The 19376-nt window shown below is 72.3% G+C and carries 17 protein-coding genes; 5 read left to right on the forward strand and 12 right to left on the reverse strand.

What is annotated here, in order from left to right:
* Positions 1–63 precede the first annotated feature (63 nt).
* Positions 64–2145 (forward strand): alkaline phosphatase D family protein, encoded by a 2082-nt coding sequence (locus VF092_30140; GenBank protein HEX6751592.1) that lies wholly within the window; start codon positions 64–66, stop codon positions 2143–2145.
* 94 nt (positions 2146–2239) lie between these two features.
* Here the strand turns inward: VF092_30140 and VF092_30145 are convergent, their stop codons facing one another.
* The 6 genes from VF092_30145 to VF092_30170 all read right to left on the reverse strand — a co-directional run bounded on the left by VF092_30145 (position 2240) and on the right by VF092_30170 (position 8374).
* Positions 2240–3625, reverse strand: coding sequence for a serine hydrolase domain-containing protein (locus VF092_30145; protein ID HEX6751593.1), 1386 nt, complete (start codon positions 3623–3625; stop codon positions 2240–2242).
* Positions 3626–3691: 66 nt separating this feature from the next.
* Complete coding sequence (locus VF092_30150; protein HEX6751594.1) at positions 3692–5461, reverse strand: hypothetical protein; 1770 nt, start codon at positions 5459–5461, stop codon at positions 3692–3694.
* 83 nt (positions 5462–5544) lie between these two features.
* A complete protein-coding gene (locus tag VF092_30155) occupies positions 5545–6360 on the reverse strand; it encodes a hypothetical protein (protein HEX6751595.1) in 816 nt (271 codons plus the stop codon).
* 91 nt (positions 6361–6451) lie between these two features.
* On the reverse strand, positions 6452–7159 hold the full coding sequence (locus VF092_30160; protein ID HEX6751596.1) for a dienelactone hydrolase family protein: 708 nt from the start codon (positions 7157–7159) through the stop codon (positions 6452–6454).
* On the reverse strand, positions 7159–7827 hold the full coding sequence (locus VF092_30165; protein HEX6751597.1) for a phosphoribosyltransferase: 669 nt from the start codon (positions 7825–7827) through the stop codon (positions 7159–7161). Before VF092_30165 ends, VF092_30160 begins: the two co-directional genes overlap by 1 nt.
* Before the next feature lie 130 nt (positions 7828–7957).
* Positions 7958–8374, reverse strand: a complete 417-nt coding sequence (locus VF092_30170) for a HEAT repeat domain-containing protein (GenBank protein ID HEX6751598.1) — start codon at positions 8372–8374, stop codon at positions 7958–7960.
* Positions 8375–8520: 146 nt separating this feature from the next.
* Between VF092_30170 and VF092_30175 the strand changes: the two genes are divergently transcribed.
* Positions 8521–8850 carry a hypothetical protein gene (locus VF092_30175; GenBank protein HEX6751599.1) on the forward strand — a complete coding sequence of 110 codons (330 nt, stop codon included), beginning with the start codon at positions 8521–8523 and terminating at the stop codon, positions 8848–8850.
* A gap of 162 nt (positions 8851–9012) precedes the next feature.
* Here the strand turns inward: VF092_30175 and VF092_30180 are convergent, their stop codons facing one another.
* The 3 genes from VF092_30180 to VF092_30190 form a co-directional block, all read right to left on the reverse strand.
* Positions 9013–9747 carry a lysophospholipid acyltransferase family protein gene (locus tag VF092_30180; protein HEX6751600.1) on the reverse strand — a complete coding sequence of 245 codons (735 nt, stop codon included), beginning with the start codon at positions 9745–9747 and terminating at the stop codon, positions 9013–9015.
* Positions 9744–10763: a thiamine-phosphate kinase gene (gene thiL / locus VF092_30185; protein HEX6751601.1), complete on the reverse strand. Its 1020-nt coding sequence runs from the start codon at positions 10761–10763 to the stop codon at positions 9744–9746. The genes VF092_30180 and thiL overlap by 4 nt, the downstream gene beginning before the upstream one ends.
* A 127-nt stretch (positions 10764–10890) precedes the next feature.
* Entirely contained in the window at positions 10891–11367 is a 477-nt protein-coding gene (locus tag VF092_30190) for a hypothetical protein (protein ID HEX6751602.1), read from the reverse strand.
* Between the two features lie 307 nt (positions 11368–11674).
* Here VF092_30190 and VF092_30195 point away from each other — a divergent pair, with 307 nt between their 5' ends.
* The 3 genes from VF092_30195 to VF092_30205 are packed head-to-tail and all read left to right on the forward strand — an operon-like array spanning position 11675 to position 14492.
* A complete protein-coding gene (locus tag VF092_30195) occupies positions 11675–12070 on the forward strand; it encodes a GntR family transcriptional regulator (GenBank protein HEX6751603.1) in 396 nt (131 codons plus the stop codon).
* The gene (locus VF092_30200) at positions 12067–13002 is read left to right on the forward strand and encodes an ABC transporter ATP-binding protein (protein ID HEX6751604.1); all 936 of its coding nucleotides are present in this window, start codon (positions 12067–12069) and stop codon (positions 13000–13002) included. Before VF092_30195 ends, VF092_30200 begins: the two co-directional genes overlap by 4 nt.
* Positions 12999–14492: a hypothetical protein gene (locus tag VF092_30205; protein HEX6751605.1), complete on the forward strand. Its 1494-nt coding sequence runs from the start codon at positions 12999–13001 to the stop codon at positions 14490–14492. Before VF092_30200 ends, VF092_30205 begins: the two co-directional genes overlap by 4 nt.
* Before the next feature lie 180 nt (positions 14493–14672).
* Here the strand turns inward: VF092_30205 and acnA are convergent, their stop codons facing one another.
* From acnA to VF092_30220, 3 genes are all read right to left on the reverse strand, one after another.
* Positions 14673–17591, reverse strand: coding sequence for an aconitate hydratase AcnA (gene acnA / locus VF092_30210; protein HEX6751606.1), 2919 nt, complete (start codon positions 17589–17591; stop codon positions 14673–14675).
* 194 nt (positions 17592–17785) lie between these two features.
* Complete coding sequence (locus tag VF092_30215) at positions 17786–18508, reverse strand: class I SAM-dependent methyltransferase (GenBank protein ID HEX6751607.1); 723 nt, start codon at positions 18506–18508, stop codon at positions 17786–17788.
* Between the two features lie 30 nt (positions 18509–18538).
* Positions 18539–19264: a class I SAM-dependent methyltransferase gene (locus VF092_30220; GenBank protein HEX6751608.1), complete on the reverse strand. Its 726-nt coding sequence runs from the start codon at positions 19262–19264 to the stop codon at positions 18539–18541.
* Positions 19265–19376: the final 112 nt, after the last annotated feature.

Below are 19376 nucleotides of genomic sequence, written 5' to 3' on the forward strand. Positions count from 1 at the left end.
GATCAGCCGCTACCTTCCAGCAAAACCCCACCATACTCTCGTCCCGAACCCTATCTCACTCCCATGACCGGGATCAGTCGCAGGGAGTTCCTGGCGGCCACGGCCGCCGCGCTCGGCGCCGGGCTGGCGCTGGGCGACCTCGAGGCCCAGCCGCATTCCCCACGGTGGCGCGAGCGGCGCGACCTGTATCCGCAGGGCGTGGCGTCGGGCGACCCGCACCCCGACAGCGTGATCCTGTGGACGCGGCGCCCGCCCGCGGCCGAGTCCACCGCGTCGCGGCTGACGGTGGAGGTGGCGGAGGACCCGCGGTTCGCGCGCGTGGTGGCCCGCGGGACGGCGGAGGTGAGCGCCGATACCGACTGGACCTGCCGCTTCCTGGCCGCCGGGCTCCATCCCGGACGCGAGTACTGGTACCGCTTCACCGACGAGCACGGGAGCGGGAGCCGCCCCGGCCGCACGCTGACCGCGCCGGCGGACGACGATCCGCGGCCGGTGCGCTTCGCCTTCGTCAGCTGCCAGAGCGTGACCGAGGGCGCGTGCAACGCCTATCGCCGCATGATCTTCGAGGACGAGCGCCGGCCGCCGGAGGAGCGGCTCGGCTTCGTGCTGCACCTGGGCGACTTCATCTACGAGGTCGTGTGGTACCCGGAGGACCGGGCGCGGCGGTACGCGCGCCGCATCCGCGGGCTGTACCGGCTGCCGAACGGCGAGAAGATCGCCGACCTGCACGTTCCCACCACGCTGGAGGACTACCGCACCACCTACCGCGCCTACCTCCTCGACCCCGACCTGCAGGACGCGCGGGCGCGCTGGCCCTTCGTTCCCGTGTGGGACAACCACGAGTTCTCGTGGCAGGGATGGCAGAGCCAGCAGGTGTTCGGCGGGCAGACGCGGCCGGCGCAGACCAGGAAGGTGGCGGCGAACCAGGCGTGGTTCGAGTTCCAGCCCGCGCGCATCCGCAAGCCGGGCGACCCCGCGCGCGACCGCTTTTCCGCGCCACCCGTGCGCGACGTGCCGCTGCGGAGCTTCGACGACCACGGGCTGGGGCTGGAGCCCGACAACCTGGCGGCGATCAGGAGCCTGGAGATCTACCGCTCCTTCCGCTGGGGCCGGAACGTCGACCTGATCATCACCGACAACCGCTCGTACGCCGCGCAGCCGCCGGATACGAGCGCGTTCACCCGGCGCGAGTTCCACTGGGTGGAGCCGGACAACGCGGTGGAGATCCTCGATTCCGGCCGGGCGTACGCGGGCGGCCACCCGCCGGCGACCATCCGCTGGGATGGCCGCGACGTTCCCAACCTGCGCCGCGATGCGCCGCCGCAGTCGTTCCTGGGGCGCGAGCAGAAGGCGTGGTTCCTGGACCGGCTGAGGCGCTCGGAGGCGGTGTGGAAGATCTGGGGCCACTCGTTCGGCACGCTGGTGTGGCGCAGCGACTTCCAGAACCTCCCCAACGGCGCCGGCCCGCGCTGGCCGGGCGAGGGCTACGCGCTGTTCAGCGGCAGCTACTTCGTGGAGCGCGCCGAGATCCTGGACGTGGTGCGCGACGAGCGGATCACCGGGTTCGCGGTGGTGGCGGGCGACCGGCACTCGTTCTGGGCGGGCACCGTCTCGGCCGACCTGCCGCCGAAGCCGTTCGAGCCGCTGGGGGTGGAGTTCATCACCGGCTCCATCTCCGCCTCGGGGATCTTCGAGGCCGCCGAGTACTCGCTGCCGAAAGACGACCCGCTGCGGGCACTGTATCTCCACGACCGCCCCGACGGCACGGTGGCACCGGCGATGAACCTGGCCGCGCTGCACGGCGTCCGCTCCGCGCTGGCGCTGCACGAGACGGGCGATGTGGGGCAGGCGCTGGCGCGAAGCAACCCGGAGGTAGCGCCGCATCTCTCCTTCGTGGACCTGGGCGGCCACGGCTACGCGACGGTGCGCGCCAGCGCGGGCGAGCTGGAGACGGAGTTCGTGTGCATCCCCCGCCCCATCGAGCGCAGCGAGCGCCCGGACGGCGGGCCGCTGGCGTACCGCGTGGTCCACCGCGTCCCGCTCTGGCGCCCCGGCGAGCCGCCGCGCCTCATCCCCCGCGTCGTCGAAGGCGAGCCGCCCCTGGCGATGAAGCATCCGGCGGATTCCGCCGGGTCAAACGAGTAAAAGACTTGATCTCACGCAGGGTTAGCAGAGTCAGCAGAGAAACCGCTGCAGTTCTCTGCTGACCCTGCTGACTCTGCGTGAGACTTTCTGTTTTTTACCGCCGCTCGGCGCTGGTGTCCGTCTCGGCGCCGACGGGGATGGGGGCGTTGCCGGTCACCACGTTGAAGAGCTGGCGGCGCACCTTGCGGATGTGGTTGGGCGCCTTCGGCAGGTAGGTGCGGTTGGAGAGCAGCACCACCCAGATCCCCCGCCGCGGGTCGATCCAGATCGACGTTCCCGTGTAGCCGGTGTGGCCGATGGCGTACGGCGGCGTCTTGCACGGCTTGTGGTCCGGCTGGGTCCCCTCGCGGCAGAACGCCTCCCACCCCAGCGCGCGCAGCCCCGCGCCCGGCTGCACCGTCATGAACGCGCGCACCGTGCTCTCCCGGAAGATCCTCACGCCGTCCAGCGCGCCGCCGTTGGCCATCATCGCCGCGAAGCGCGCCACGTCGTGCCCGGTGGAGAACAGCCCCGCGTTCCCCGTGATCCCCCCCAGCTCGCGCGAGAACGGGTCGTTGGTGCGCCCCGCGAACGGAGTCCCGTCCTCCAGCGTCAGCGTGGGCGCGCAGACGGAGCACCCTAGGCCGGGCTCGAAGCGCGTCTTCAGCATCCCCAGCGGCCGCCACACGCGGTCGCGCACGTACGCGCCGAGCGGGCGGTGCGCGGCGTTGGCGGCGGCAAGGCCGAGGATGACGAAGCCGACGTCGGAGTACAGCACGTCGTCGCCGGGCTCGGAGATCAGCTCCACGTGGGCGACGAGGTCGAACAGCCGGTCGCCCGCGTTCCCCTCGTCGGCCACGGGCACGGCGGCGGGAAGCCCGGCGGTGTGGGTGAGGAGATGGCGGATGGTGACCTTCTCGCGCCCGCCGCCGGTGAAGTGCGGGAGGTACTTCGACACGCGGTCGTCGAGCGACATCTTCCCGTCGTCCACCAGCGCCATCACCGCCGCGGTGGTGCCGACGACCTTGGTCAGCGAGGCAAGATCGTACAGCGTCTCGTCCGCGTCGACGGGCGGCGCCAGGCGGCCCCAGCGGGTGCGCCCCATCCCCGTCTCCACCAGGACGCGGCCGCGCTCGCCGACGGCCAGCGCGGCGCCGGGAAAGCCGCTGCGCCGCACCTCCTTGCGCACGATGTCCTGCGCGGCGGCCAGCGCTTCGGGGGGGATGGTGGTGCGCGGCGCGCGGGCCACGTCGCGCGCGCGGATCTGCGGCACGCTGCTGAAGACGTAGCGGACGCGCGGGGAGACGAAGAACGGGTACGCGAGGGCAAGCGCGAAGACCCCCAGCATCCCCCACGCGACGAGGCGGCGCCGGGTGGAGAAACGGCGGGGCGCGGCGGCGGACTCCATCTCCGCCGCCGCGTCCGTCGGCTCGTCGCCGATCGAATCCTCGATCTCCTCGAGCCGCTCGTCGAGGGCCTCTTCGACGTCCCGATCCGCCACCCCGCCTCCGCCGCTGCGTGTCCAAGGCTGTATCAACCAAGGACATACGCAGGGTGCGCGCCGCGGCTATCCCGCGGGCGCGGGGGGTGGAGCGGGAGGCGGCCGCGGCGCGGACCCCGGTGGGCGCTGTGGCGTGTCGCAGAGGCGGAACGAATTCTTGGCCACGCCGACGCGGCGCGGCGCCATCTCCTCCATGCGCAGCACGGCGGCGTTGGGCGCGGCCAACCCCTTGATCACGCAGAACTTGTCGCGCTCCGCCAGCAGGATGGGGTGGAGATAGAGCGGCGCCAGGTCGCGGATGCGGTCGAACACCACGTAGCGCGCGCCGGCGTCGTGCGCGGCCATGAAGAAGGTGTCCGGTCGCGCGCTGAGCGGATAGACTCGCCCGGGATAGCCGGCGGTGACGTAGAAGAGCGTCGGCTTGCGCGACAGCACCGCCGAGCCCGGGGGGAGCTTGCCGCGCGTCAATTCCGCCACCGTGAAGTAGTCGCGGTACTCCTCGCTCATGCAGCGGAACTTCTCGCCCTGGCGGTACGCCTTGCTGCAGGTGTACCCGACCTGCTCCACCCGCGCCAGTCCGGGGATGGTGAAGATGAAGAGCAGCGCCGCGGCCAGCGCGGGCGCCGCCACCGCCAGCTTCGGCCGCCCCAGCGCCGCCACGCCGTCGCGCACCGCCTCGGCCGCGTAGCAGAGGATCAGCGGGAGGATGGGAAGGACGAAGCGCTCGCCCGTCCACGTCGAGGGCCAGACCAGCAGCAGGGCGACGTAGATCGGCACCCAGAACTCGGCCAGCGCGGGCTTCGACATCCGCCGCCCCCATCCGGCCGCCGCCAGCACCATCACCGCGCCGCCCAGGATGTACCGGTTCACCCCGTTCCAGGTGAGCAGGATGGGAAGGTGCATCCCCTCGTAGCGCATCAGGTTGGTGGCGATGCGCCGCAGCATGCCGCCCGGGCCGATGTTGCCCAGCGCGGGGCGATAGGGATCGACCGCCCAGAGGTGGCTGAGATACCCCGGCGCGCCGTAGATCCGCCCGCGGATCCACCAGGCGATCGCCAGCGGGAGGAAGACGGCCAGCAGCATCCCCAGGTCGCGCCACTTGCGCCGCCACGCGAACCATCCCGCCGCGGCGACCACGAGCGGGAGCCCGGCGGCGCGCGTGAAGTTGCCCAGCACGGTGAAGATCACCAGCACCGCCAGCCAGCGCCCGTGGTGCAGCTCTCGCCCTTCCTCCCCCTCCGCCTCCGGCGCGCCCACGAGGTGCGTCGACGCCCACAACGCCAGCATGGTGAACGCCCACGCCGGCACGTCCGACAGCTCCCAGTGCGACTGCTCCAGCACGCCCGGGCTGATCGCCAGCACCAGCGCAGCGACCAGCGCGATCTGCGGCGTCGACGTGCGCCGCAGCCAGAGGTAGGAGAGGCCGATGCAGAGGGTGGAGAAGGCGAGGACAGCGGACTTCACCGCGATCCACCCCTTCAGCCCCACCAGCGACATCGCGGCGATGATAGCCGGCCAGACGGGGGGATACTGCGTGTGCGGGCGCGCCGCCGGATCCCACAGCTCCAGGTAGGCGTGGCGCTCGACCAGCGACCGGGCGAGCGAGACGTACGCCGCGTTGTCGCCGCCGACGTGCGGGGTCGGGTTGAAGGCGACCAGCGCGAGCACCAGGTGCAGCAGCGCCAGCCCGAGCGCCACCTTCCACGGCGCGGCGGTGAGCACCGCCTGCAGCGGGCGGAACGGCGGCCTCTTCGGCGCCGCGGCGGCGCCGGAATCGGGGCGGCGCGGGTCCGGACGGCGGCCCTTGCTGCGTTTGCGCGTGGAGGGGTTGGGCACTGCGAAGCCGGGACGGATGATGGAGACGGGTGGGATCGGCAGCGAAAAATAACGCCCGCCGTGACGGCGGGCGAGTCTTCGCGTCAGAAGAATCCCTTCTTCCCCCTCCCTCGCCCGTGCCCGCCGCCCCGCCCGCGCCCGCGCTCCTCGATCCGCGGCTCGACGACCCGCCGCACCGGCGCCACGACCGGCGCCGGTGGAGGAGACGGCGGCGATGCGGCCGCGCGCGCCTCCGTCCCCGCCGCGGGCTCCGCGACAGCCTCTGTCGGCGGCGCGACCGCGGTCCTGCGCGGCACGATCAGCTTCGACGCGACGACGAAGCCGTGGTCGGCGCGACCCTGCACGCGCAGCGAGTCGCCGCGCGCCACGCGCCCGATCTCCACCGGATCGCCGTCCTGCGTCGCCGCCTCCGTCGCCAGGCCGATGACCACGCGCAGGTCGGGGAGCGCGCCGTCGTCCGGGCGGAACAGGAGCGCGTCGTGCTCGGGGGAAACGGCGAGGACGACGCCGGGTGTGTCCACCTCGGCGGGGATGCGCGCGTCATCGGCGATGCGCACGCCGTTGGCCATCACCAGCCCGGCCCCGCCGGCATCGATCGTCCGCGGAAAGGCGAGGTGCGTCGCGGGATCGACCGCGAGCCGCTGGAGATCGACCGAGGTGCCCGCCGGGAGGCTGCCGAGCGCGAGGACGCCGACCGTGTCGCCGCCGCGCACCAGCCGCAGCGTCACCGGCCCGGCGGAGAGGTCGCGCAGCACGAACGCGCCGTGCTTCACCTCCGCCTCGCGCTCCGCCTCCACCGCGAACACCGACGCCGGCGCGCGCGCCGAGTCCGCGAAGTCGCCGCGGATGGTGACGCCGCTCTGCCCGCCGCCGCACCCCGCCAGCGGCAGCATCGCCATGGAGATCAGCCTGAACGCATATCGCATGCGGCCGCACGGGGGCAGCAATCGTGCCTTCGGTAGGGAGATGGAGATTGGCGGCGCAACGATCCTACGCGCGGAAGCGGGATTCGGCAGCGGGTGACTCGAAGTGCGAGGGATGCCCATCTCCCAGGTAGTGCGTGAACCATCCCGCGGCGAGCTCGGCCACGCGCTCCAGGGCGCCGGGCTCCTCGAACAGGTGCGTGGCGCCGGGGACGATCTCCATCTCCTTGGTGCACCGCAGCGCCGCGAACGCCGCGCGGTTGAGGCCGATCACGGGGAGGTCGTCGCCGCCGACGATCAGCAGCGTGGGCGCGCGCACCCGCGGCAGCGCCTCGCCCGCCAGGTCCGGCCGCCCGCCACGCGACACCACCGCGCCGACGCGCTCCGGCCGCTCCGCCGCCGCCACGAGCGCCGCGCCGCCGCCCGTGCTCGCGCCGAACAGGCCGACGGGGAGTCCGCGCGTCTCCGTCTGCTCGGCCAGCCAGTCCGTCGCGCCCACCAGCCGCTCCGCCAGCAGCCCGATGTCGAAGCGGAGGTGGCGCGTGCGGATGTCCACCGCCTCCTCGTCCCCTGTCAGCAGGTCGATCAGCAGCGTGCCGAGGCCCGCGCGGCGCAGCTCGGCGGCCACGTAGCGGTTGCGCGAGCTGTGGCGGCTGCTCCCGCTGCCGTGCGCGAACAGCACCACGCCGTGCGCGCCCTCCGGCACGGCGAGGTTCCCCTCCAGCGCCACCCCGCCCCCCGGCACGCGGACGAGCGTCTCCCGGTCGGTGTCCATCACCCCTCCTGCGCCGCGGCGAGGAGCTCGCGCACCTCCTCGTCCGTGGTCTGCGAGAAGTCCTCGTACCACAGCCCCACCGCGTAGAACGGCTCCGGCGTCAGCGCGCACACCACCGCGTCGACCTCCGCGCGCAGCTCGTCGCACGTCTCCGCCGCGGCCACGGGGACGGCCACGACGAGGCGCCGCGGGCGCATGGCCTTCAGCGCCGCGGCGGCCGCGCGCATGGTGGAGCCCGTGGCCAGGCCGTCGTCCACCAGGATCACGTCGCACCCCTCCACGCGGGGCGCCGGGCGGTCGCCGCGGTAGGCGCGCTCGCGGCGCTCCAGCTCCGCCTGCTCGCGCTCGGCCACGCGGTCGATGGCGCTCCGGGGGATGCCGAGCTGGTCGACCACGCGCGGGTTCAGCACGCGCACGCCGCCGGACGCGATGGCGCCCATCGCCAGCTCCTCGTGGCCCGGGACGCCCAGCTTGCGGACCAGGAAGATGTCGAGCGGGGCGCCCAGCGCGCGCGCCACCTCGTACCCCACCGGCACCCCGCCGCGGGGGAGCGCCAGGACGAGCACGTCGCGCGCGCCCGCGTGGTCCATCAGCAGCCGCGCGAGCGTCCGCCCCGCGTCGTGGCGGTCGTGGTAGCGCCCCGCGATCTCCGTCTCGAATGGAAACATCGCCGCCCTCCGCCGCCGGTACCGACGCGCGAATCGCTGCAAGATCGGCTCCGGCGCGGCCATTGCGCGCGAGCGGCCGGCCCCGCGTGGGACCGGCCGCTCGGAGGCAGCGCTGGATGGCGTCTACCGGTCAGGAGCCGGCGTTCCGCCCTGCGTGGTGATGTGCGCCGTCCGGGAACGCCGCAGCCGCGCGCTGGGCAAAGCGGCGAACGGTCGGACTCGGATCGTCGAGCAGCGGCGTGAGCAACTCGAACGCGCTGTCGAGATCATCGCTCGACTTGCAGCTCACCGCGAAGTCCCCGAGCGCCCCCGCGGCGGAGGTGCGCAAATCAGCGTCGTCGCTGCGGGCGACGATCGCGATGATCTCAAGCGCATCGCGCGAACCCTGAAGCCCGGCGACGCATACCGCCTGTGCAGCGAGATCCGAGTTCTCCCCGACCATCTTACGGAGAACGGGCAGAGCCGAAGGTCCCATGGCCGCAGCACGCTCGTAGTCGGGCTCGTCGCCCGCGAATATTTCGAGAAGCTGCTTCCGGATCGCTGTCATCTGCTCATCTCCTCACAAAGAAGCGGGCTCCCGCGGATGACCCCGACCTCCGCAGGGACGAGCTGCGGAGGGAATCGGGTGATCCTTGCAGTCCCCGAGCCAATCATGAGCCTCCGACTGTCATCTACATGTCCGAGTCCCAGGATATGCCCAAGTTCGTGCGCGAGTGTCCACCTCGTGGCGGTGCGGGTAACGAGCGCACCCGGCGCATCCTCGGGGTGCGCCGCACACCCGTTCACCGGACGGAAGGTCCGTTTCACGAAATAGATCACCACCTCACTCGCCGGAACTCCTTCGCGCTCGTCGAAAAGCCGTATCTGATCGGGAGTGAGATCCTCCGGATCACATTGCCCGACGGCAATCACGTCGAGCTCAGGCACATCAAGCGTGGCCTCGGAGCAGACCTCCACGCAAATGCCGGCCTGCGCGTAGACGCGATTCGCCGCGTCGACCATCTCGGCTATCGAATAGTGTAGCGGCTCCGCCAGGATTCGTACATGGATTCGGAGCGTCAGTTCCGGCAGCGGCGCATCCGGGACGGGCATGAACCACCCCCGCACAAGTGAACGGAAGGGAAAGGGGCGACATAGATGCCGCCCTGCTTCCACTCCGTCAAGATTCTTGTGCGACTTGCCGCGTCATGCCGCCACCGGCTCGCCCTCGTCCACGACGGCGGCGATGCGGGCGCGGACGGCGTCCATCAGCGCCTCGGTGCTGGTGGCCGCGAGCGCGGTGACTTCCTCGGGCGGGATGGGGGGGAGGAAGTGGATGTGGATGGTGCGCTGGCTGATGCGCCACGAGCCCTTGCGCATGATCTCGAAGCTGCCGGTGATGGCCGTGGGAACGATGGCCACGCGCGACTCGGCCGCCAGCACGAACGCGCCCTTCTTGAACGGGATCAGCCGCCCCGTCCTCGACCGCGTGCCCTCGGGGAAGATCACCACCGCGCCCGGGCTGTGGCGGATCTTCTCGCCCGCCAGCTTCAGGCTCTCGATGGCCGCCTCGCGGTTGGAGCGGTCGATGGTGATGTGCTCCGCCGCCTCCATCGCCCGGCCGAAGAGCGGCACCTTCATCAGCTCCTTCTTGGCCACGAAGTGGTAGGGCACCTCGATCACCGAGGCCAGCGCGAACACGTCGAACCAGGAGATGTGGTTCGATGCCACCACCTGCGGCACGCCCTCGCGCACGTTCCCGGCGCCGTGGACCACGATGGGACAGCCGCTGGCCCAGATCGTCGAGCGCGCCCAGCGGCGGGTGATCATCGAATACCAGGCGGCGGGACGGCGGCCGCGCAGCGACTCGACGATCACCACCGGGCCCCACCACATCAGCACCGCCAGCGTGACGGCGAAGGTCCACAGGGTGCGGATCACCGCTCCTCCTCGAAATGGCGATAGCCGTGCAGCCCCAGCGGCCGCCGGTTTCCCTCCGCGTCGGTCCACCACACGCCGTCGCCGCCGGCCACGCGGCCCACGCAGCTCAGGCGCAGGCGGAAGGTCTCCTGGAACTCGCGCACGAACGGCTCCACGGCGCCGTTGGGCGCGGTGAAGCAGAGCTCGTAGTCCTCGCCGCCGGCCAGCGCCAGCCGCAGCGCGTCGTCGGGCGAGGCGGCGCGGTGGCGCACGGCGGGGTGCACGGGGATCAGCTCCGGCGCCAGCAGCACCGCCACCCCGCTGGCCGCGGCGATGTGCGCCGCGTCGCCCGCCAGGCCGTCGGAGAGGTCGATCATCGCCGTCGCCAGCCCCTGCTCGGCCAGCCAGCGCGCCTCGCGCACGCGCGGCTCGGGCGCGGCGAAGCGCTTCCGCGCCACCGGGTCTGCCTCCGTGCCGGCCGCCATCTGCTCCACGAACAATCCGGCGGCGCCCAGCTCGCCCGTCACCCATACCTCGTCGCCGGCGGCGGCGCCGGAGCGCAGGACGGGGTGCGGCGCCTCGCCCACGGCGGTGACGTCGATCGCCATCGCCACCGGCGAGCGGGTGACGTCGCCGCCGAGGAGGACCGCGCCGGCGTGCTCGGCGGCGCGGCGGGCGCCCTCCATCACCTGCACGGCGTGCGCCCCCGCGTCCGCCTCCGGCAGCGCGAGGGAGACGAGGATGCCGATCGGCCGCGCGGCGATCGCCGCCAGGTCGCTCAGGGCGGCCGACGCGGCGCGGCAGCCGATCTCGCGCAGCGACAGCCAGTCGCGGCGGAAGTGCACGCCCTCCACCGACATGTCGCACGACAGCGCGATCCCGTCGCCCGCCACCACCGCGCAGTCGTCGCCCGGGCCCACGCGCACGTCGGGGCGCACGTGCGCGTGCCGCGGGAGGAAGCGGCGGATCAGGTCGAACTCCGCGCCGGGCCCGAGTCCCGGTCCGTCGGGGGCGAGGTGGGGCGGACGGTCGCGCATCGTTTGGCGGGAGCGGAAGCGGAACGGCTGGATCGGGTGGACGATACGGCCGGTGCGGGCGGGCGGCAACGCGGGCGGGCGGAAATGTCTGCGGATGAAAGATCGAGATCGCGAGGACGATCGATCCTCACCCCATGTCGCGATCGGGAGACGGCGGCGGCGCGACGGGCGACTCGGCCGGGCGCAGCTCGCGGCGCTTGCGCTCGAGATAGGCACGCATGGGGATGGCGCGCTCCTCCAGGTCGGGCATGCGCGACACCATCCGCTCCAGCTGGAGCAGGTACGACGGGTACTTCGCCATCTCCCTGAGCCGCTCGAGGTGCGGCTGCAGCTTGATGTAGATGGCGACGTGCTCGGTGTTGGCGTCGTGGAACATCTGCTCGGGGATGGCGCCGTGGTTCACCAGCGTGGCCGCCATCTCCCAGTAGGTGGTGACCATGCGGTAGCGGGAGCTCTCCGGTCCGATCCACGCCGCCAGCACCTCCTCGGCCGACTGCGGGAAGAACTGGCTGGCGAACCAGTCGCGCGCCTGCCGCAGCTCGTCGTCCGTCCGCAGCTCGTAGAGCCTGAGGATCAGCTCGGCCGCGCCCTGCGTCTCCGTCATCGTCGCCTCGCCGTGAGGGGTTCGACGCGAAGATACGGCGCGCGCCTCACCGATCCAACAGCGGCCTCACGCGGAAACGCGGAGGTGCAGGGCGAGCACCCCGCGTCTCCGCGCCTCCGCGTGAGAATCAGATCGGCACGTCGGCGCGTCGCCGGCGGGGCAGCCCGGCCGCGCCCTGTGCCCCGGTCATCCCTGCCTGGGCGCCGAGGCGAAGACAGCGAGCGCGGCGAACGAGTTCCTTGACGAGCGGAGAGACGCGGATTAAGTGTATTAGTGTGACTGGTACACCAGTACAGGTGATACACTCGTGCTGATCGATCTCGACCTTTCCGACGGGCGGCCGCTCTACCAGCAGATCGTGGACGAGGTGCGCCGTGCGGTGGCGCAAGGGGCGCTGAAGCCGGACGACACGCTTCCCTCGGTGCGCGCGCTCGCCACGGAGCTGCGGGTGAACCCCAACACCGTGCAGCAGGCCTACCGCGAGCTGGAGCGCGCGGGCGTGGTCTACAGCCGCCGCGGGCAGGGCACATTCGCCGCGCGCCCCGCCGGCGAGGGCGAGCGCGAGCGGCTGCTGCGCGACGTGGCGGAGCGCGCGCTGAAGGACGCCCGCCGCTTCGGCTTCACCCCGCACGAGCTGGCCGGGGCCATCGTCCGCGCGGTCGAGACGGGGGAAGACACCCTTCAACCGGAGCATGCTTCATGAGCCTCCCTTCCCTTCCCGTGCGGCTGGACGCCGCGGAGCTGGCGATCGAGACCGAGGGCCTGGAAAAGCGCTACGCTCCGGACACCCAGGCCCTGGCCGGGCTGGACCTGCAGGTGCCCGCCGGGAGCGTGTACGTGCTGGCCGGACCCAACGGCGCCGGAAAGAGCACCGCCATCAAGGTGCTGCTCGACCTGGTGCGGGCCGATCGCGGCACCGCCCACGTCTGCGGGCTGCGCACCACGGCTGTGCCGGCGCGGGTGCGCGCGCAGATCGGGTACGTTCCCGAGACGGCGGAGACGGCGTACGGGTGGCTGAGCGTCCGCGAGTTCCTGAAGCATCACGCCGCCTTCTACGAGGCGTGGGATGGGGCCTACGCCGACGCGCTCTGCCGCCGCCTAGGCGTGCCGCTGCACGAGCGGATGCGCGCCCTGTCGAAGGGCGCGCTGCGGCGGGTGATGCTGGTGACGGCGCTGGCCCACCGGCCCCCCGTGCTCCTGCTCGACGAGCCCACCGACGGGCTGGACCCGCTGGCGCGCGAGGACTTCTCGGCGCTGCTGGTGGAGCACATGACGTCGGCCCCCACGACGGTGCTCTGGTCCACGCACCACGTGCACGAGGCCGACCGCATGGCCGACCATGTGGGGGTGATCGTGGGCGGGCGGCTGGTGCTGCAGGCCCCACGCGACCTGGTGCAGACGCGGCTGCGCCGCTACCGCGCGCAGGTGCCCGCCGCCTGGAGGGGCGCGCCGGGGCTGAACGGCGACGTGCTGCTGCGCGAGGGCTCGGGCCGCGAGATCGCGTGGACGGTGTGGGGCGACGAGCGCGAGGTGGCCGGCCGCCTGCAGGCCGCCGGCGCGGTGCTGCGCGACGCCGCGCCACTCTCGCTGGAAGACGCCACGCTGGCGCTGCTGCGCGCCGGGAGGCCCGCGTGAGCGCCGCCACGCTGCGCGAGCCGGCGCGGACCGACGTGGTCGCGAGCCACTACCTGCGGCTGCTGGCGCGGGAACGGGGCGTCTCCACCTTCTTCATCCCGCTCTCGCTGATGCTGCTGGGGAGCCTCAATGCGAGCGGGTTCGCGGGGCTCGGGCTGCCGCTGGCGCTGGCATTCTTCTTCCCGCTGTACCAGTGGCGGGGCGGCGGGCGCGACCCGCTGGACGCGGCCATGCCCGTGGATTCGGCGCGGCACCGCCGCATCCGGCTGGCATCCGCCGCCGCCTGGGCCACGCTGGGGCTGGCGGTGTGCGTCGGCGTGTACACCGCGCTGTTCGCGATGGGAACGCACGGGCTGGACGGCTACCCCGCATGGTACCCGGTCCTGCTCCTGGGGTGGGGACTGGCGGCCTACCTGTTCGGCGCGGCCACGTGGCTGCGGGCCGATCGGCCGGGGCGGGCGATGACGCTCGCTTACTTCGGGATTTCCGCGCTGCTGGAATTCCTCCCCCCGCGCTGGACGCACATGCCCCTGGCGCTGGCGAAGCCCGCGGAGATCCGTGCGGTGCCCGCCGCCGGCTGGGCCGCCGCGTGCCTGCTGACGCTTTCGCTGGCCTGCGCCGTATCGTGGGCGGCGGCATCCTCCCGGCCCGGGCTCCCGCGACTGCGCGCCGCACGTCCAGCCGGCCCCCGCGCGAGCGAGACCGTGGATGCGCGCACGCCGGCGGCGCCGGCCGCGTACGTCCCCGGCCTGCGCCGCCCCGCCGGCTTCTTCCGGATTTTGCGGTGCGAGCTTGAGATCGTGGGGCACGGCGCGCGGTGGGCGCTGCTCATCGCGATGCTGACGGCGCTGCAGTCGCTGCGGCTGCGGGTGGACGTCTCCGTGTCCACGGTCGTCCGCATTCCGCTGGAGGGCCGCGCAAAGATCCTGATGGTGTTCAGCACGGTGGCGTTCTTCTGGCCGATCCTGGTGTGGATGGACGACCGCGGCGCCGGGCGCGAGCTGGCCGAGGCGGCACCGGCGGGGATCACCCAGCGGCGGCTGCTGCGGCTGCTGGCTGGCGGGGTGTGGCTGGAGCTGATGGCGCTGGTGGTGGAGGCGGGCGTGGCCTTGGGCGCGTGGCGGGCGGGAGTGATCGCGTCGCCGCTGGGCCTGCCCGCGACCATCGGGACCGGGTTTCCCGCGGGGGTGCTGATGATGTACCTGCTGGGTTCCATTCCCCTGCTCCGCTCGCAGGACCACCCGGTGCGCCGCACGGTGACGTGGTACGTGCTGTTCTCCCTGCTGATCGTCCCACCGGTCTTCATGACCTGGCGGTGGACGTTCTCGCCCGGGGCGGCGCTGTCGGTCATCATGCTGGACCCACCGCGGTACTGGGCTGGCGCCGTGCTGGTGTGGCTGCCGGTGCTGGCGACCGGAATCGTCGCGATGGTGGCCACCGGCGTGGCGCGCGACCGCCGCGAAGGCACCCGTCCCCGGCCGGCGGGCTGACCGGATCACTGGAAGGAGGGCTCACGCGGAGGCGCGGAGAACGGCGGCTTTTCCTCCGCGTCCCCGCGTGAGACACAAGCGCGCCGGCAGCCTCGAGATCAGGCTGCCGGCGCGGTCGTCATCGCACTCTCGCACTCTCGCACTCTCGCACTCTCGCACTCTCGCACTCTCGCACTTCGTTCAGTACGTCGGCGCGTCGCTGGCGGGGAAGCTCTCCACCGAGCCCTCGGTGACGGAGCGGTCGCCGCCCTCGGCGTCGTGGCTCACGGCGCCGGCGGGGATGCCGCCCTCCACCGGCTCCGGCTTCTCCTTCCCGCTCAGCAGCTGCCGCAGCACGTACTGCAGGATCCCGCCGTGGCGGTAGTACAGCACCTCCTGCGGCGTGTCGATGCGCACGAACGCGCGGAAGCTCTTCGCCTCGCCCTCGCCGCTCTCGGGCCGCGCGGTGACGGTGACCTCGCGCGTCTTCAGGTTGGTGGAGATGACCTCCGCCAGCCCGTCGATGTCGAACACCTCGCGGCCGGTCAGCCCCAGCGACCCGGCGCTGTCGCCGCTCAGGAACTGCAGCGGCAGCACCCCCATCCCCACCAGGTTGGAGCGGTGGATGCGCTCGTAGCTCTCCGCGATCACCGCCTTGATCCCCTGCAGGTACGGGCCCTTGGCCGCCCAGTCGCGCGACGAGCCGCTCCCGTACTCCTTCCCCGCGAGGACGACGAGCGGCGTGCCGTCGGCCTCGTACCTCATCGCCGCGTCGTAGATGGTGGTGACCTCGTCCGCGGGGAAGTACGTCGTCCACCCGCCCTCGGTGCCCGGCGCCAGCTGGTTGCGGATGCGCACGTTGGCGAAGGTGCCGCGCACCATCACCTCGTGGTTGCCGCGGCGCGCCCCGTAGCTGTTGAAGTCCTTGGGCTCCACGCCGTGCTCGACGAGGTACTTCCCGGCCGGCGAGTCCTTCTTGATGCTCCCCGCGGGGGAGATGTGGTCCGTGGTCACGCTGTCGCCCAGCAGCGCGACGGCGCGCGCGCCGCGGATCTCCCGCACCTCGTCCGGCGCCTCCTTCGGCATCTGGTCGAAGTACGGCGGGCGGCGCACGTAGGTGGAATCGTCCATCCACTCGAAGCGGTCGCCCTCGGGCACGGGCATGCTCTTCCAGCGCTCGTCGCCCTCGAACACGCCGGCGTAGCTGCGCTGGTACATCCCGCTCTCGATGGCGTGCCCGATGGCCTCCGCCACCTCGTGGTTCGACGGCCAGATGTCGCGGAGGAAGACGGAGCGTCCGTCGCTGCCGGTGCCGATCGGCTCGTTGTACGGGTCCCAGTCGATCCGCCCCGCGATGGCGAAGGCGACGACGAGCGGCGGCGACATCAGGAAGTTCGCGCGCACGTCGGAGTTGATGCGCCCCTCAAAGTTGCGGTTCCCCGAGAGCACCGAGCAGGCCACCAGCCCGCCCTTCTGGATGGCGTCGGAGATCTGCTGCGGGAGCGGCCCCGAGTTGCCGATGCACGTCGTGCAGCCGTAGCCGACCACGTTGAAGCCTAGCTTCTCCAGGTCGCCCAGCACGCCGGCCTTCTGGTAGTACTCGGTGACGACCTTCGAGCCCGGCGCCAGCGACGTCTTCACCCACGGCTTGCGCGTCAGCCCGCGCTCCGCCGCCTTCTTCGCCAGCAGCCCCGCGGCCATCATCACCGAGGGATTCGACGTGTTGGTGCAGCTTGTGATGGCGGCGATCACGACGGAGCCGTGGTCCAGCACCATCTCCGCATCCCCCACCAGCACCTTCTGCGCGTCGGGCGACTCGGGACTGCCCTCGCCCCACACGCCGACCTTGTCCGGTCCCGCGCCGGTGTCCGCGTTGGCCGCCTCCTTCTGGGACGGCACCTTGCGGTCCGGCATCAGCCCGGGGAGCGCGGCGCGGAACGCCTTCTTCACCTCGGACAGCGAGATGCGGTCCTGCGGGCGGCGGGGACCGGCGACGGACGGCTGGACGGTGTTGAGATCGAGGGTCAGCGTGTCGGTGAACACCGGCTCGGGCGACTCGGGCGTGTGGAAGAGCCCCTGCTCCTTCATGTACGCCTCGACGAGGGCGATCCGCTCCTCGGGACGGCCGGTGAAGCGCAGGTAGTCCAGCGTCACCTGGTCGGGCGGGAAGATGGCGCAGGTCGCGCCGTACTCGGGCGACATGTTGCCGATCGTCGCCCGGTCCGCGAGCGCGAGACTGGCGCAGCCGGGGCCGTAGAACTCCACGAACTTGCCCACCACGCCCTTCTTGCGGAGCATCTCGGTGACGGTGAGGACCAGGTCCGTGGCCGTCGACCCCTCGGGAAGCTCGCCCTCCAGCCGGAAGCCGATCACCTCGGGGATCAGCATGGAGATGGGCTGCCCGAGCATCGCCGCCTCGGCCTCGATCCCCCCGACGCCCCACGCGAGGACACCGAGGCCGTTCACCATCGGCGTGTGGCTGTCGGTGCCCACGCAGGTGTCGGGATAGGCCAGCGGGAGCCCGCCGTCGCGCGCCAGGTTGGGGTTCTCGTCGGTGGAAAAGACGACGCGCGACAGGTACTCCAGGTTCACCTGGTGCACGATCCCCGTGTTGGGCGGCACGACCTGGAAGTTGTCGAACGCCTGCTGCCCCCAGCGCAGGAAGGCGTAGCGCTCGCGGTTGCGCCCGTAGTCCAGCTCCACGTTCTGCTGGAAGGCCTCGGGGGTGCCGAAGGCGTCCACCTGGATGGAGTGGTCGATCACCAGCTCCACCGGCTGCAGGGGATTGATCTTCGACGGATCCCCGCCCAGCTCCGCCATGGCGTCGCGCATCGCCGCGAGGTCCACGACGCAGGGGACGCCGGTGAAGTCCTGCAGCACCACCCGCGCGGGCGAGTAGGCGATCTCGCGGTCGGGGGGATTCGACGGATCCCAGGTCGCCAGCGCCAGGATGTCGTCGCGGGTGACGGTGACGCCGTCCTCGCTGCGCAGCAGGTTCTCGAGGAGGATGCGGAGCGAGTAGGGCAGCCGGCTCACGTCGCCGGCGGCGGCAAGGCGGTAGATGATGTACTCGCGCTCGCCGACGCGGAGCGTCGAGCGGGCGCCGAAGCTGTCGGCCATCACGATCTCCAATTGTCCCCGGAGCTTCCGCGATACGCCCGGTGCCGCCGGCCCAATCCGGGGATGCGCGCGGTCGGCGGCGGCGTTGCGGGGGCGAATGTACGCCCTCGCCCCCGCGCGGGAAAGGCACCGTCCGTCGCCCTCCCGGCGGGGAGATAACCCCGGCTGCAAGAGGGGTTCCGGCGCGCGGCCACCTACCAGGGGCGGGCGAGGGCGAGGAGGAACTCGGGGAAGCGGAGAAGGCGCTCGTACGCGTCCGGCTTCAGCTGCCGGAACGCCTCCGACGGCCGCGGCTCCACGATGCGCTCGATGCCGAAGCCGGCGTCCGCGAGCGCGCCGGCGATGGCGGTGAGGGGACGGCGGTAGAAGCGCACCAGGCCCACGCGCGCCCAGTGATCCTCCTCCTGGACCACGTCGAAGTAATCCTCACCGTGCGCCAGGCGGTTGGCGTCGGCGGCGGGGTGGTGGGTGGAGAAGAGGAGCCAGCCACCGGGCGCCAGCACCCGCCGGAACTCCGCCAGCGCCGGCCCCCAGTCGCGCAGGTAGTGGAGCACGAGCGCGCTCACGATCCCCTCGAACGCGCCGTCCGCGGCGAAGTCCAGCGGCCGGCGCAGGTCGGCCGCGCGCACCTCCGCCCGCCCGCGCATCTCCGCCGGCAGCGCGGCGATGCGGCGGCGGGCGTGCTCCACCATCGGCGCGCTGCCGTCCACCGCGGTCACGCGCGCGCCGCGGCGGAGGAGCTGCTCCGTGTACCATCCCCCGCCGCATCCCGCCTCCAGGATGCGCTTCCCGCCGATCGGCGGCAGCAGCGCGAGCACCGCCGGGCGCTCATACAGCGCGTTGTACGGCGACTCGTCGATCGACTCCGCGTACGCGTCGGCGATCTCGTCGTAGCTGAATTCCTGGTCCTGGCGCATCGGGGATGATCTCCGGAGATCGATACGGCATCACCAGGGACGGGCGATGACGAAGATGAACTCGGGGAAGCGGAGGAGGCGCTCGTACGAGTCGGGCTTCAGCTCCCGGAACGCCTCCGTCGGCCGCGGCTCCACGATGCGCGCGATGCCGAGCCCCGCGCCCGCCAGCGCGTCGGAGATGTTGGTGAGCGAACGGCGGTAGAAGCGCACCGTGGCGATCCCGGCGAGGTCGCCCTCCTCCTCGGCGACCTCGAAGTAGTCCGCGCCGGCGGGGAGGCGGCTGGCGTCGGCCGCGGGGTGGCCGGTGGAGAAGAGGAGCCATCCGCCGGGCTTCAGCACGCGGCGGAACTCGGCCATCGTCGGCCCCCAGTCGCGCAGGTAGTGGAGGACGAGCGCGCTCACGATCCCGTCGAAGCTCGCGTCCGCGGCGAAGTCGAGCGGCCGGCGCAGGTCGGCCACGCGCAGCTCCGCGCGGGCCTGCGCCTCCGCCCCCAGCGCGGCGACGCGGCGGCGCGCGTGCTCCATCAGCGGCGCGCTCCGGTCCACGGCGGTCACGTGCGCGCCGCGGCGGAGGAGCTGCTCCGTGTACCATCCCGCGCCGCACCCCGCCTCCAGGATGCGCTTCCCCTCCATCGGCGGCAGGACGGAGAGCATCGCCGGGCGCTCGTACAGCTTGTTGTACGGCGCCTCGTCGATCGTCTCCGCGAACGCGTCGGCGAAGTCGTCGTAGCTGAATTCTTCGTCTGTCTTGTTCATGGGGGAGATGAACGGCGGCGCGTGCGGCGGAGTTTCAGGCCGACAGGAGGAACTGAATGGCTCACACGGAGGAAACGGAGGACAGCTGATCCTCCGTTTCCTCCGTTCCCTC

Source organism: Longimicrobium sp., assembly GCA_036377595.1.
In the GTDB taxonomy this organism is placed as follows: domain Bacteria; phylum Gemmatimonadota; class Gemmatimonadetes; order Longimicrobiales; family Longimicrobiaceae; genus Longimicrobium.